The organism is Micromonospora sp. NPDC048894, assembly GCF_040649765.1.
Lineage (GTDB): Bacteria > Actinomycetota > Actinomycetes > Mycobacteriales > Micromonosporaceae > Micromonospora > Micromonospora antibiotica.
Window position 1 is genome coordinate 107949 of the sequence record NZ_JBEZFY010000003.1, and the last position, 14657, is coordinate 122605.

General features: G+C 75.6%; 9 protein-coding genes. 6 read left to right on the top strand and 3 right to left on the bottom strand.

Annotated features, from left to right (window positions below):
- Positions 1–24: 24 nt before the first annotated feature.
- The 6 genes from AB0C22_RS07635 (at position 25) to AB0C22_RS07660 (ending at position 10260) form a co-directional block, all read left to right on the top strand.
- Positions 25–1113, top strand: a complete 1089-nt coding sequence (locus AB0C22_RS07635) for a hypothetical protein (protein WP_357534118.1) — start codon at positions 25–27, stop codon at positions 1111–1113.
- Positions 1110–2192 carry a hypothetical protein gene (locus tag AB0C22_RS07640; protein WP_219463166.1) on the top strand — a complete coding sequence of 361 codons (1083 nt, stop codon included), beginning with the start codon at positions 1110–1112 and terminating at the stop codon, positions 2190–2192. The genes AB0C22_RS07635 and AB0C22_RS07640 overlap by 4 nt, the downstream gene beginning before the upstream one ends.
- 6 nt (positions 2193–2198) lie before the next feature.
- Positions 2199–4769, top strand: coding sequence for a hypothetical protein (locus AB0C22_RS07645; RefSeq protein ID WP_357534121.1), 2571 nt, complete (start codon positions 2199–2201; stop codon positions 4767–4769).
- A 109-nt stretch (positions 4770–4878) separates the two neighbouring features.
- On the top strand, positions 4879–8244 hold the full coding sequence (locus tag AB0C22_RS07650; protein ID WP_357534123.1) for an AAA family ATPase: 3366 nt from the start codon (positions 4879–4881) through the stop codon (positions 8242–8244).
- Positions 8245–8466: 222 nt separating this feature from the next.
- A complete protein-coding gene (locus AB0C22_RS07655) occupies positions 8467–9069 on the top strand; it encodes a sigma-70 family RNA polymerase sigma factor (RefSeq protein ID WP_308290814.1) in 603 nt (200 codons plus the stop codon).
- Between the two features lie 81 nt (positions 9070–9150).
- Positions 9151–10260, top strand: coding sequence for a hypothetical protein (locus tag AB0C22_RS07660; protein ID WP_357534125.1), 1110 nt, complete (start codon positions 9151–9153; stop codon positions 10258–10260).
- Between the two features lie 88 nt (positions 10261–10348).
- On the opposite strand, the gene AB0C22_RS07665 is transcribed toward AB0C22_RS07660, so the two are convergent.
- The 3 genes from AB0C22_RS07665 to AB0C22_RS07675 all read right to left on the bottom strand — a co-directional run bounded on the left by AB0C22_RS07665 (position 10349) and on the right by AB0C22_RS07675 (position 14560).
- A complete protein-coding gene (locus AB0C22_RS07665) occupies positions 10349–12094 on the bottom strand; it encodes a ricin-type beta-trefoil lectin domain protein (RefSeq protein WP_357534127.1) in 1746 nt (581 codons plus the stop codon).
- Positions 12095–12338: 244 nt separating this feature from the next.
- On the bottom strand, positions 12339–13517 hold the full coding sequence (gene aroC, locus AB0C22_RS07670) for a chorismate synthase (protein WP_357534129.1): 1179 nt from the start codon (positions 13515–13517) through the stop codon (positions 12339–12341).
- Between the two features lie 14 nt (positions 13518–13531).
- A complete protein-coding gene (locus AB0C22_RS07675) occupies positions 13532–14560 on the bottom strand; it encodes a pseudouridine-5'-phosphate glycosidase (RefSeq protein ID WP_219463157.1) in 1029 nt (342 codons plus the stop codon).
- Between the last annotated feature and the right edge of the window lie 97 nt (positions 14561–14657).

Below are 14657 nucleotides of genomic sequence, written 5' to 3' on the forward strand. Positions count from 1 at the left end.
CGCCCCGGGGGCCGTTGTGGGGGCATGACCACGACGACCGGGCCGACCACCGATCGGCGTACCGCCGTGCACCGGCTGCTGCTGCGCCTCGCCGGGCAGGCCCCGGACGAGGTGGTCAGCGCGGCCCGGCAGTGGCTCGCGGCGGATCAGCTGGCCGAGGTGGCCCAGGCGGTGGTGTTCACCTGCCTGACCGGGGGCGTCGGGCTCACCGCGCCCGAGCACGTACTGCTCGCCGGGCTCCTGGCCGACGCCGGTGCGGACGGCGACGTGCTCGCCGGGTTGTCCACCGGTGAAGCCCCGCCGGTGGCGTACGGGATGGCCCCGGTGGGCCCGCAGGTGCTGGCCGGGGTCGGTGGGCGGGTGCCGTACAGCATGGACCTGACCGTGGGTGGGGACGGCCCGGGCGGGCCCGACGACCTCGACCGGGTCGCCATCGCCACGGTGGCTGCCTCGCCTGGGCCGGTGGGGCTCTGGCGGGCCTGGCGGTACCCGGCCGTGGACACGCCGTATCCGGTGCCGAAGCGGCTCTACCTCGTGCAGGGCGCGCAACCGGTCGCCCTCGCCGCCCGGATCGGGTCCACCCTGGAGGCCGCCGGGGAACAGCATCCGCTGGTGGAGGCGTTCGGTGAGCCGGTGGAGCTGCCGGAGTACCAGCGGCGGGCGTTGGCCTACTCGGCGCTGCTCTGGGCCGACCGCCCCGCCGGGCCGCTGCGGACGGCCACCCCACCGGACCCCGCCGACCCACCCGGCACCCTCAGCGACGACGAGGCGGAACGGGTCGTCGCCTACCTCGGCGCGGGGGTGCCGCTGCTGACCAGCCCGCACCGGTCGGCCGACGGCTTCGATCCGGCGTCGGCCGTCGACCCGGTGCCCACGGGTGTCCGGGGCGACGGGCGGTGGCTGTGGTCGGAGGCGGTCACCTACTACGCCGACCAGTACGGGTTCGCCCCCGAACCGGACCTGCTCGCGGCGATCCGGGCCGCCGACTACACCGCCCCGACCCTCGACGCGGTGGCGGTGCACCGTTCGCTGTCGTACCTCTTCGCGGCGATGTGCGACCCCGACCGGACCGGGGTGAACCATCACGGCGGGCCCCCCGTTGTGGAGGCATGAGCGTGCCGTCGGCGATGCACCGGCTCCTGCTGCGGATCGCCGGGCAGGCCCCCGCCGCGCTGCTCGGCACCGCCCGCGCCCGGCTGGCCGACGGTGCGGTGACCGAGGTGGCCCGGATGGTGGCCTTCGCCGCCGTCGCCCGGCAGATCCGGCTGACCGACCCCGACGTGCTGCTGCTCAGCGGGGTGCTCGTCGCCGCCGGTGCGCCCGACGACCTGCTCGCCGACCTGCCCCGCGCCGGGGACGACCGCACCCCGCCCTACCTCTGGACACCCGACCCACCCGCCGACCCGGGCCAGCCCGGCAACGGTCCCGCCGCCGGCCCGCCCGGGTCGGCCAGCTCCGCTGTGCACCCGCCCGTCGGGGACGTCGCGTCCGACGGCGTGGACGAGGTCGACCGGGCCGCCGTCGACGCCCTCGGTGGCGGGGCGGCACAGCCCGCCGGGCTGTGGCGGGTCTGGCGACGCCCGGCGTCGGCCACGCCGTACCCGTCGGCCACCCGGGTCTATCTGGTCCAGGCCCGTACCGGGGCGGTCGCGCTCACCGCGCGGCTCCAGGCCGCCCTGGCGGCGGTGGGCGAGACCGAACCGCTGGTCGAGGTCTTCGGGCACCTCGCCGGGCTGCCGGCGTACCACCGGCGGGCGCTCGCGGAGGCCGTCCTGCTCTGGGCCGCCCGACCGGCCGAGCGGGTACGCGTCGCGGCGACCTTCGACACCCTCGACGCGACCGGGAACCCGACGTTCGGCTCCGACCGGGCCCGACTGTCGACCGCGGAGGCGAACCGGGTCGCCGGCTACCTCGCCGCCGGGTTCCCCCTGCTGACCGGCCCGGCCGGGGTGCCCGACGTGGTCACCCCGGGCCGCACGGTGCCGGTGGACCTGCTCGGCGACGGCCGGTGGATCTGGTCCGCCGCCACCGCGCACTACCTCACCCGGTACCGGATCGCCCCGGACGAGGGCCTGCTGGCGGCGATCCGGGCGGCCGGCTACGCGCCCCCCGACGTGGACGCGGTGGCGGTGCACCGGTCCCGGGCGGCGCTGGTCGAGGCCACCGGCGTGGTCCGACGGACGGCGGGCTGACCGACGATGACCGACCCGCCCGAACCCGTACACGCCGCCGTCGTCGGTGCCGTGCTCCTCGTCCACGCCGCCGCGGAGCCGTACGCCGCCCTGGCCGGGGTGGCCGCCCGGCTGCCGACCGACCCGGACCGTACCGTGGTGCTCTGCTCGGCGGCCGTGTCGGCCCGACCGGACCTGTTCGGGCTCCTGGCCGACCTGCTGCCCCGCCAGCTCGGCGGGTCGGCCGCCGGGTTCCGGCTGGCCCCGCTCGGCGGTTACGCCGACCCGGTGGCGGTGCCGGACCTGGCGGCCGGGCTCGCCACGGATCTCGGGATCGACGGGGCGGTTCCGCTGGACGCCCCGGCCGTGTCCACCCGGGGGGTGCCGGCGGCCCGCCGGTGGATCGTCGCCGACGGCGGCACCGCCCGACCGGAGCACCCGCCCGCCGCCTGGTGCCCGCCGCCTGCCGGGCCGTCCCGGCCGGTCGGCGGCCCCGAGGGCTGGCTGGTCGCCCCGGTCGGGGACGGCTACACGTGGCTGCCCGCCGCCTGGCCGCCGCCGCCCGCCGCGCCGCGCCGCCCCGGTGTCGCCGAACCCGCCCTGCCTGCCGTGCCCGCGCTGTCCGCTGAACCCACCCTGCCCGCCCGGTCCGTCGGGCCCGCCCGGTCCGTTGAGGACGCGGGACGGCCGGAACCGACGGGTGATGGCGGTCCGGGTGCTCCCGGCGGGCAGCCGGCCGGTGACCGGGGCCGCCCGCCGGGACGACCGGTCCCCGGTGGCTGGTCCTTCCTGCCCGACCCCGTCGGCCCGCCGACCGCCGGCACGCCGGTGGGGCGGGACGACGTCGCGGGCCCGGGCCGGCAGGCTCCGGTGCCGCTCGACGTCTACCTGGTCGAGGTGGCGCTCGGCGCGGGCGGCTTCCAGGTGGACGGGCGGCCGGTGCCACCCGGGGTGCTCGCCGGTCACCTGGCCGCCCTGCGGAGTGCCGGGCGACCCGTGGTGCTCTGCGGTGACGCACCGTACCCAGCCACGGCCGGGATGCTGTTCGGGGCTCTCGCCGACGCCCTCGGCGCTCCGGTCGTCGCCGGTGACGCCCGGGTCGAGGTCACCGCCACGGGGCTGCTGACCACCACGGGCACGTTCCGCCGGTGGCGTCCCCGGCCGGCGGCGGGCACCGCCCGCACGGTGACCGACCTCGGCCCGGTGCTCCCCGCCCCGGCGGACCTGCCCGCCGCGTCCCCCACGCCACCCGTCGCGCCCGCCACCTCCGAACCACCTGACGACGCGCAGGCCATGACCGGTGCCGCGCCCGCCATGACCCGTGCCGGGCCCGTCGTGACCACCGCCCGCCCGGTCGGGCCGGTCGCCGCGCCGTCGGACGGTTCCGGTACGGCCCGCGACACCCCGGGCGTGCTCCTGGTCGGCGTGTCCGCATCGGCCGTCGACCCGGCAGCCGTGCCGGCGGACGGTGCGGACCGGTGGCGGCACCTCGCCGCTCCCCGGCTGGACCTGATCCGGGTCGGGTCGCCGGAGGTGACCGGGGACGGTCGTCCGCCGGCCCCGGAGCCGACGGACCCGCCCCCGCCCGGCCCGGAAGGCCCCCGCCCCGACCCGCCCCCCGACCCGACCGTGCCACCCGCCGCAGCCCACGACAGATCGGCCCTGACCCCCGGTCGTCCGGACACCCCGGTCGGGACCCCCGACGCGGCGCCCGGCCGACCGGAACCGGCACCCGGCGGCCCCGGCGTGCCGCCGGCCGCCGTCCCCGGACCGCGACCGGCCCCGCAGGGCCCGACGCGGGTCCCGGTGACGTTCCGGCTGGACGGGAGTGCGCCCACCGCCGGGGACCGGACGGCGCTGCGGCGGATCCTCGCCGGCCGCTACGACTCGTACACGCAGGTGGTGACCCGGACCCTGGCGGAGGAACCCGGCCTGCGGGTGGCTGCGGTGAGCGCGCCGGACCTGCCGGCGGGCCTGGTCGCCGTCCGCGCCTACTGCGTCGGGGAACGGCAGACGGTGAACGCGGTCCTGCGGGGCGATGCCGTGCCGGCCGACGATGCGGCGGTGCTGGCCCGCTGGGTGGGGTACGGGCTGCGTCGCCTGCCGGTGGTCTTCGGTCCGGTCTTCCGCGCCGCGGCCGTCGCACCGCCGGGCGGCTACCCGCCCGGCACACTGCTGGTGGAGCCGGCCTTCCTCGACGTCGACCCGACGCCCGCGCCGGTGCCGGACGCCGGGGTGCAGTTCGTGATCTGGTCCGTCGGCGCCCGCCGGCTGGGTGGTCTCGGCACGGCCGGCACCGGGGCCCGCACCACATCCGCCGGCGTCCACACCGGACCCCGGACCGACGGTACGGCGGTCTTCCCCGCCGGGACCTGTTTCCAGGTGTTGGCGGACGAGCCGGTGGGTGACCGCGAGCTGCGGCAGGTGTTCCTGCGGGAGTTGCCGGCCGGCCGGCCTACCCCGGGCGGCGAGCAGACGCTGCAGCGGTTGCGGGCGGTCGCCGGGGTGGGGGACGTGCCGGGCGGCGGCACCCCGCCGTTGCCGGTGGGGGTCGGCGTCGACGGGGCGGGGCGGCTGTTCGTCCCGCCGTCGGGGTGATGCCGGTGGCGGGGCGGGCCGGTACGACGAAACCCGCCGACCGTCGGCCGGGCGGCGGCGCGCGGGGTGCGGTGGGCGGGGGATCAACCAGACGAGAGGGTGGTGAGGGGTGAACAGCACCGTGATGGCGGTCTCCCAGACGGAACCGGGGTGCCCGCCGACGATCGCCGGCGCGTTGGCCGTCGCCCCGTTCGGCGCCACCGTCGTCGTGCAGCCGGGGGTGTACCGGGAACAGCTCCAGCTCGGCGGCGACGTCACGCTGATCGCCGAGGAGGGGCCGGGCACGGTCACCATCGACGGGGGCGACGGGGTGGCGTTGCACGTCGGCGCGGGAGAGGTGACGCTGCACGGGATCGAGCTGCTCGGTGGCGGCGGGCACATGCCGGCCGTTCAGGTCGGCGGCGGTCGGTTGGACCTCACCCGGTGTGGCGTACGGGCCGGTGGTGTCGTGGCGGTGCACGTGCCCCGGGGGGAGCTGACCATGCGGGACTGCCGGGTGGGCAACCCCGCCGGGGCGGGTCTGCTGTTCGAACGCGCCGGCACCGGTGAGGTCGTCCGCACCACGGTCGCCGGGATCGGCACCGTGGCGGTGGCCGTCACCGGCGGCGACCCGGTGCTGCGCGGCTGCACGATCACCGACGTACGCGGCAGCGGGCTGTTGTGCACCGGCGGCGGCCGGGGGCTGGTGGAGCAGTGTGTGATCTCCGCCGTCGACGGCCCCGGCGTGGTGGTCGAGGACGGCGCGATCCGGCTGGTCGACACCCGGATCGTGGACACCGGTGGCACCCCGGTGCTGGTGACCGGGGGCAGCCCCGAGCTGACCGGCTGCGAGATCCGCACGGCGACCGGCCCGGCGGTGCTGGTCGACGGGACGGCCGACCCGACGTTGCGCGACTGCGTCGTCGGGGCCGGCAGCGGGCACGGGCTGAGTGTCCAGGCCGCCGCCACCGGCAGCTACCTGGGGTTACGGGTCGAGGTGGAGACCGGGGCGGCGGTGGTGGTCAGCGGTACGGCGGCGCCCCGGATCGAGGGCGGCACGCTGAGCGCCACCGACGGGGTCGGCCTGCTCTTCGCCGACGCGGCGACCGGCAGCGCCCGGGAGGTGACGGTCGTCCGGGCCCGGTCCGGGCTGCTGGCCCGGGGCACCTCCCGGCCCGAGGTCGACGACCTGACCGTCACCGCGCCGACGCAGGAGGGGCTGCGGGTCGCCGAGTCGGCCCGGCTGCGGGCGCGAGGGGGAGCGGTGACCGACGCCGGGTCGGCCGGTGTGTCGGTGACCGACGGGGAGCTGACCGTGGAGGGCATGACCCTGCGCGACTGCGGCACCGGTCTCGTCGTGTCGGCCGGGCGGCTGCGGGCCACCGGCGTGGACGTGCTCGGCAGCCGGGGTGCCGGGCTGACCGCCCAGCGCGGGGCGACGGTGCAGCTGCGGCGCAGCCGGGTGCGGGGTAGCGACGGGCCGGGTGTGTGGCTGGCCGGGGAGTCGCAGGGCGAGGTGACCGGGTGCGAGGTGTTCGGCAACACCGGCCCGGGGGTGCTGGTGCAGACGCGCCGGCCGGTGCGGCTGGTCGAGACCGAGCTACGGGGCAACGGGGGTGGTCGGCTGCGTACCACGGTCGACGCCGCCGCGGTCGAACTCGTCGGTACCGACGGTGGGCAGCCGCCGCCGGGCCCGGCAGCGGACGGGACCGGGGCGACGCCGGTGTCCCCGTCGTCGCCACCCGCGGCACGCCCCGACCCGACCGGCCCGGTGCGGGTCGCCGACCCCGCCCCGGTGGTGTCGGCGACACCACCCGCCGGCTCGCCCGCCGACGACCCGGCCGCGCCGTTGCTGGCCGAACTGGACGCGCTGGTCGGTCTGGCCGGGGTGAAGCGGGAGGTGGCGACGCTGGTCGGGCTGCACCGGATCAGCCGGCGGCGGGCCGCCGCCGGGCTGCCCGCCCCACCCATGTCCCGGCACATGATCTTCGCGGGTGCGCCGGGCACCGGGAAGACCACCGTGGCCCGGCTCTACGGCCGCATCCTGGCCGCCCTCGGCGTGTTGCCCGGCGGGCAACTGGTCGAGGTGGCCCGCGCCGACCTGGTCGCCGAACACATCGGCGGTACGGCGGTGAAGACCACCGAACGGTTCACCGAGGCGATCGGCGGTGTGCTGTTCATCGACGAGGCGTACACCCTGGCCCCGGTCGACGGTGGCGGATCGGGGCACGACTTCGGTCGGGAGGCGATCGACACCCTGGTCAAGCTGATGGAGGACCACCGTGACGAGGTGGTGGTGATCGTCGCCGGCTACTCGGCGCAGATGCGCACGTTCCTGGCGGCGAATCCGGGGCTGGCCTCCCGGTTCTCCAAGACCGTCGAGTTCGAGAGCTACACCTCCCCGGAGCTGGTGCAGATCGTCGAACGGCTGTGCAGCAGCCACCACTACGCCCTGGAGTACGACACCCGGATCGCCCTGGAGTCGTGGTTCGAGTCGATGCCGCGTACCGGGTCGTTCGGCAACGCCCGGGTGGCCCGGCAGACCTTCGAGGAGATGGTCAGCCGGCAGGCGTTCCGGCTGTCCGACAGCGGTGCCGCCTCGGGAGTGGAGCTGGCCCAGTTGCTGCCGCAGGACCTCGACGAGACGGCGGGCCCGGCGGACGACGAACCGCCGGCCGGCGCGGTGGACACGCTGCTGGCCCGGCTGCACGCCATGATCGGGCTGGACGCGGTGAAACAGGAGGTTGCCGACCTGACCGACCTGCTGGCCGCCGCCCGGACCCGGGTGCGGGCCGGCCTGCCGGCACCCTCGGTCTCCCGGCACCTGGTCTTCTCGGGGCCGCCCGGCACCGGCAAGACCACGGTGGCCCGCCTCTACGGGCAACTGTTGACCGCGCTGGGGGTGCTGCGCGGCGGCCAGCTGGTCGAGGTGGCCCGTGCCGACCTGGTCGGTGAGTACGTCGGGCACACCGCGCAGCGCACCCGGGAGGCGTTCGAACGGGCCCGCGGTGGCGTGCTGTTCATCGACGAGGCGTACACGCTGGCACCGCCCGACGCCCGTAACGACTTCGGTCGGGAGGCGATCGACACCCTGGTCAAGCTGATGGAGGACCATCGCGACGAGGTGGTGGTGATCGTCGCCGGTTACGAAGCGGAGATCGAGCAGTTCCTCGCCGCGAACGCCGGCCTGGCCTCCCGGTTCTCCCGCCGGGTCCACTTCGCTCCGTACACCGCCGACGAGCTGGTGGCCATCTTCGAGGGGCTGGCCCGTTCCGGCGGGTACGACTGTCCGGGAGAGACGCTGGCCGCCCTGCGTCAGCACTTCGAGCAGGCCCCGCCCGGCCGGGCCCTCGGCAACGGCCGGTACGCCCGCCAGGTCCTCGACGAGGCGGTGACCCGGCAGGCCGGTCGGTTGCGCGGCCTGACCGGGCCGACCGTCGCGGATCTGCGGACCCTGCTGGCGGGGGACGTCACGCCGGTGGTGGCACATGCCTAGCCGGACCGGGTGGTGGGCGTGCTGACCGCCCGGCAGGTGGGCCGTCCGGGCCGGGCCCGGCGGCGTCGCCGCAGACCGGGTGACATCAGCGACGGCATGCCCGGGGGCGACCCGTATGCTCTCCTGGATCGACGTGGGACCGGAGGTGCGAGAGCGCTTGCGCAGCCGGTCACGCCGACGGTGAGCGTGCTGGGGAGGCACCGGTTGGCAGGTCTTTCTCGCGTGCCGGACGCGGACGCGCCGGGCGGGGCCGGCATCGGGGTGGCGGCCGACGCGGACGCGGCGACCGCAGTCGGGGTCCCACCACCCGCCACCGACCTGACGCCCGACGAGCGGCTACAGGCGCTGCACGCCGCGCATGCCGAGCCGCTGTTCCGGTTCCTGCTCAGGCTGGCCGTCGGCGAGCGGCAACTCGCCGAGGACCTGCTCCAGGAGACGATGATGCGGGCCTGGCGCAGCATCGACAGTCTCGCCGACGACCTGGAGACCCAACGGCGGTGGCTGTTCACCGTGGCCCGCCGGGTCGCCATCGACGTGGCGCGGGCCCGGCAGGCCCGCCCGACCGAGGTCGGCACGTTGGACCTCAACCGGATGCCGGCGACCGCCGACGTGGCCGAACGGGTGGTGACCGCGCAGACCATCCGGGACGCCCTACCCAAGATCAGCACCGAGCACCGCCGGGTGGTGGAGGCCGTCTATTTCCGGGGACTGTCCACCGCCGAGATCGCGGCGGCGTTCGGCATCGCCGAGGGGACGGTCAAATCCCGGGCACACTACGCCCTGCGCGCGCTACGCGCCGTGATCGGGGAGGTTGACGGTGCGTGAGACGTCCACCACGTCCGTGATGACATACGATTGCTGCGGCGGGCCGCGAGGCGCTGCCTCCCCGAGCAGAGCTGACAGGCCATGACCGACCTCCGAAGCGACAGCGACGCCCCCGGTCCGGTGGCCCACGCCCCACTGGAGCAGTGCGCTCCCTACCTGTGGGGGGACCTCGACCCGCAGGACGAGTGGGAGTTCGAACGCCACCTCGGCACCTGCGTGATCTGCCTGGACGAGTGTGACCGGCTGGGCCCGCTGGTGGGTGCCTTCTCCGGGCTGACCACCGGTGAGGTCTCCGGCCTGCTCACCGCCGACACCGCTGCGACGCCGGCCGGCCCGCCCGCTCCCACCTCGACGCCGTCCGACCCGCCTGCTCCCACCCCGACGCCGGCCGGCCCGTCCGGTCCCACCCTGGCGGCGGGCGGCCCGCCCGCTCCCACCCCGGTCCCGGCCGAGCGGCCCGGTTCCGCCCCCGCCCCGCCCCCGACCGGGCACCCTGGGTCCACCCCTACCCCGGCTCCGCGCGGGGGGTCCGGTTCCGACCCCGCGACGGTGTCCACCGGTCCGGTGGCCGTCGGGGCGGACGGCGCGGCCACGGCCACCGGTGCCGATGTCGCGCCCGCCCGGCCCGAGCCGTCACGTCCGGCTCCCGCGCCGTCGCGGCCGGCCCCGACCGATCGACCGCGCACCCGGGACGCGGCCGGCCGTGGTCCGGCCGGCCGTGAGCCTGACCGGGTCCGGCGGGGGCGACGGCGGTGGCTCGTCGCCGGCACGCTCGCCATGGTCGCGGCGGTGTCCCTGGGGGTGACGCTCGGGCAGCGGCAGCAGAGCGGTGCACCCGTCGCCGGGCGGTCCACCGTCAACCCGGTCAACGCGGGAGTGACGGTGGAGGGAGTGGGTGCCTCGGCACGGCTCTCCGTGACCGTCTCGGCCCGTACCGACCGACCCGGGCCGGTCGCCGACGTGCGGGCCACCGTGGTCGGCCTGACGGCGGGGGTCGAGTACCGGCTCTACGCGGTCGCCGCCGACACCCGGACCTACCAGGTGGCACAGTGGACGGCGACGACCGGGCCGCAGGAGGTCACCGGTGAGATCGCGGTCGCCGTCGACACCCTGGCGTTCTTCGCGGTCGCGCAGGCCGACGGGACGGCGGTCGTGTCGGCCCGGATCGGCCGCCCCACCGGCCCCCGCTGACCAGCCCCGTCCCGCCGCCCCAACTGGTCCGGCTGCCCCGTGCTTCCGGCTGTCCCGTCGGTCGGGCCGTCCCGTCGGTCCTCGCCGGCTAGGCCTTCACCTTCGTCCACTTCTGGTTGGCCTCGCCGTTGCACGTCCACAGCTGCAGGCCGGTGCCGTTGGCGGTGGACCAGTCCCGGACGTCGACGCACCTGCCGATCGCCGAGTTGACCATGTCGCCGGAGCCGTTGATCCAGAACTTCTGGGCCCAGCCGCCGTTGCACGTCGCCAACTGGATGCGGGTGCCGTCGGCGCTGGAGGCGTTCGCCAGATCCATGCAGAGCGAACCCATCCGGATCGTGCCGTCACCGCCGAAGGTCCACTTCTGCCGGGCCGAGCTGTTGCAGTCCCAGATCACCAACTGCTGGCCGTCGACGGTGGAGGGGGCGTACACACAGGTGCTGCCGTACCCGCGGATGCGGTAGCCGGTGGACGCCGCCGGCGCTGGCGCCGGGGTGGTCGGACGGGCCGCTGCCTGCGTGGACGGGGCGGTGGCCGCCGGGGCGGGCTTGGTCGGGTTGGCACCGGGCCTGGTCGTGCCGGTGCCTGCGCCGGGACCGGGGCCCGCACCGGCGGGCGTGGGCGGCAGGGCCAGCACCGGGCCCCGGGTGCCGGCCGGCAGTGGGGGTCGCGTCGACGGACGGCCGCCGAGCCGGGGATCCTGGGCGTAGAAGGCGGCATAGGCCAGGACCCGGCTGGCGTTCTCGTCCACCATGCTCAGGTCCGGGGCGCCACCGGCCTGCACCCCCGGACCCCACTGGAAGGCGGCCAACGCGAGCGGGTACGGGTCGGCGGTCAGTCCCCCCAGGTCGGTGGTGAGGGCACACATGGTCCGGCCGAGCGTGGCGATCGCCGTGGCGGCTTCCCACGGCGACTGACCCGCCGTCGCGTAGCGGCTCCAGACCGTGGGGAGGAACTGGGCGATGCCCTGCGCGCCGTTCGCACCGAGCAGGTTCGGGTTGAACCCCGACGCCGCCATGAGCTGTCCGGCGATCTTGGCTGGGGTCACCGCCGGGCAGGCGCGGCCGGCGGCGAGGACCGCCGACAGGTACTCGTCGGGGATGGGGCGCGGTGCGCTGCCGGCGGTCGGTGCGGGTGGGACAGGTGTCGGTGGCCCGCCCGTCGCGTCCCGGTCGAAGTCGGGCTGCCGGGAGTACCACTCGGCGTAGCCGACGACGGTCCGCACGTACCCGGCCGCCGCCTCGGGGATACCCCGGTCGGCCTGGACCGCGGGCATCCCGGAGTGGTGCGCCGCGAGTGCCAGCTCCCACGTGTCGCCGTCGACGTCGCCCCGGGCGACCTGCCCGACGAGGTCGCACATGTGGTGGGCCAGCGCGACGATGTTCGCCGCGACGTCCAGGCGGGGCGCGTCGGGCCAGGGCAGCCACCGCTGCCACAGCTCGTCGGTCAACCCGGCCACCCCGGAACCACCGTTGTCGGTGCGCGCGTCTGCCACGAAACCCGAGGCGGCCATGAGCTGCCCGGCCAGGCGGGGCGCGGTGAGCGTCGGACACGAGAGCGCGGCCTGGGCGATCAGCGGCGCCTGGTCGGCGGGGACCGGCTTGCCCTCCACGGTGTCGGCGGTGGCCGTGCCGAACCCGGTGGTGGCGGCGAAACCGGCCAGCACAGCGAGCGCGAGGGCCACCAGACCGGCGACGATCCGCGCGACGATCGGCGGGCCGGGCAGGCGCGACAGCCGTCGCCGTACGCCGTCGGGCAGCGGTGACAACCGCTGCCGCACCCCACCGACGAATCGTTCCAGCCGCTCGCGGTGGGGCGTGAAGGTCAGTGGCACCGGTGCGCTCCTCGACAGGCTGTGGCTTCGACCTCTCAACGCACCGAGCAAGTCGAAAGTTCAGTCGGATCAGGGAGGAGTTTGCCGGTAGCGCCGGGAGGCGGCAATGCCGGGGCACGCGGCGGACGTCACCGCAGCGCCCCGGCCCGGGTTCACCGGTGGAGCCCTCCGTTTGCGACTGCGGGGCTGCGCTGCGCTGCACTCCTCGCCCTCACCGAAGCCAGCCCTTCTTGGCAGCCGGCGCTCACCGGATGATCAGCGCGTCGAGGTAGCCGGCAAGGTTGCGGCGGATCTCGGCCACCGAGTCACCGCCGAACTTCTCCATGGCGGCCTCGGCGAGGACCAACGCCACCATCGCCTCCGCGACCACCGCCGCAGCAGGAACCGCACACACATCCGACCGTTGGTTGATCGCCGTCGCCGGCTCACCCGTGGTCACATCCACCGTGGCCAACGCCCGGTTCAACGACGAGATCGGCTTCATCGCCGCCCGCACCCGCACCGGCTCACCCGTGGTGATCCCACCCTCCAGACCACCCGCCCGGTCGGTGACCCGACGCACCCCGGTCGCGGTGGGCATGATCTCGTCGTGCGCCTCCGAGCCTCGAGACCGGGCCTGTTGCCACCCGTCCCCGATCTCGACGCCCTTGATCGCCTGGATCGACATCAACGCCGTCGCCAACCGGGCATCAAGCTTCCGATCCCACTGCACATGACTACCCAGACCCGGCGGCACCCCGTACGCCAACACCTCCACCACCCCACCGAGCGTGTCAGCAGCCTTCTTCGCAGCATCCACCTCAGCGACCATCCGGACACTCGCGTCCGGATCGAGACACCGCAACGGGTCCGCGTCGATCCGCTCAGCATCCTCCGGCACCGGCCGCAAACCGGGCTTCGCGGCCACCGAACCCAACTCCACCACGTGCGACACGATCTCGATACCAAGAGCCTGCTTCACCAGGGCCTTCGCCACGGTGCCCACGGCCACCCGCGCAGCCGTCTCCCGGGCGCTGGCCCGCTCCAGAATCGGCCGCGCATCCGTGTGACCGTACTTCTGCATGCCGGCCAGGTCGGCGTGGCCGGGCCGGGGACGCGTCAGCGGAGCGTTCCGGGCCTGACTCGCCAACTCGCCCGCATCCACCGGGTCAGCGGCCATCACCGTCCGCCACTTCGGCCACTCCGAGTTCCCCACCCGGATCGCGACCGGACTGCCCAGCGTGACGCCGTGCCGCAGACCACCGACGACCTCGACCTCATCCTGCTCGAACGCCATCCGCGCACCCCGGCCATAACCCAACCGACGACGCGCCAACTCACCCACGATGTCACCAGAAGTCACCACCACCCCGGCGGGAACCCCCTCCAACAACGCCACCAGAGCCGGACCATGCGATTCACCTGCAGTCAGCCAACGCAACACCGTCACCACCCCCGTCACGTCCGCGCACCGGGCAGGGCGTGCGCCGTCCCGGCGCCGGCCGGCACCCGGGCCGGCGGGGCGGCACCGGCGGCAGCCGGGTTCCCCACCTCGGCCAGGTAGCGGGCGTGGGCGGCGGCGAGGTGGCCGCCGGTCCGGGCCGTGCTGATCAGCACCGCCATGTTGGCCCGGGACGAGCGGCCCTGGGTGGCCGCGTCGACAGCACGCATGAGGTACTTCGTGATGGCGTTGCCGCGTACCCCGTCGCGTCGGGCGGCCGACATCGCCTCGACGATGGCCCGGTCGACCTCGGCGTCGTCCACCGCCTCCTCGGCGTCGACCGGGGTGGTGATCAGGAAGGAGCTGTGGTTGCCCAGCGCCCAGTGGTTCTCCACCGCGCGGGCGACGACCGTGTCGTCGTCGAGGCGGCAGGGGCTGGGGATGCCGCTGGAGACGCAGTAGAAGGCCGGAAAGTCGTCGGAGCGGTAGGAGACCACCGGCACCGAGTGGGTCTCCAGGTATTCCATGGTCAGTCCGAGGTCGAGGATCTTCTTGGCCCCGGCGCACACCACGGCGACCCGGGAACGGGTGAACTGGACGAGGTCCGAGGAGATGTCCATGCTGGTCTCCGCGCCCCGGTGGACCCCGCCGATGCCGGCGGACGCGAAGAACGCGATGCCGGCGAGGTCCGCCGCGATCAGTGAACTCGCCACGGTCAGCGCGCCCATGCCGCCCCGGGCGAGCGCCACCGGCAGGTCCCGGGCGCTCACCTTGGGGATGCCCGGTGTGGAGGCGAACCGTTCGATGTCCGCTGCGGTCATGCCGACCCGGATCACCCCGTCGTCGACCGCGACCGTCGCCGGCACCGCGCCGCCCTCCCGGACGGCATCTTCGACCCGGTGCGCGGTGGCGGCGTTGTCCGGGTAACGCAGGCCGTGGGTGATCACGTTGGATTCCAGCGTCACCACCGCCCGCCCCTCGGCCAGGGCGTCGGCGACCTCCTCACTCAGCCGCACCTCGACGGTGGAGTGGACGTTGCGTGTCATGCGGGCTCCTCGGTCGGTCCGGTCCGGGCCGGTCGGGTTCGGTGTCGGGCAGCTCGGGACCGGTTTCGGGCAGGTCGGTTGCGGTTCGTCGGCGGGG

What these genes read in the sequence shown, in the direction of transcription:
- AB0C22_RS07645 (WP_357534121.1), top strand. Translation starts at nt 2,199, where the DNA reads ATGACCGACCCGCCCGAACCCGTACACGCCGCCGTCGTCGGTGCCGTG.
- AB0C22_RS07640 (WP_219463166.1), top strand. Translation starts at nt 1,110, where the DNA reads ATGAGCGTGCCGTCGGCGATGCACCGGCTCCTGCTGCGGATCGCCGGG.
- AB0C22_RS07635 (WP_357534118.1), top strand. Translation starts at nt 25, where the DNA reads ATGACCACGACGACCGGGCCGACCACCGATCGGCGTACCGCCGTGCAC.
- AB0C22_RS07660 (WP_357534125.1), top strand. Translation starts at nt 9,151, where the DNA reads ATGACCGACCTCCGAAGCGACAGCGACGCCCCCGGTCCGGTGGCCCAC.
- AB0C22_RS07675 (WP_219463157.1), bottom strand. Translation starts at nt 14,560, where the DNA reads ATGACACGCAACGTCCACTCCACCGTCGAGGTGCGGCTGAGTGAGGAG.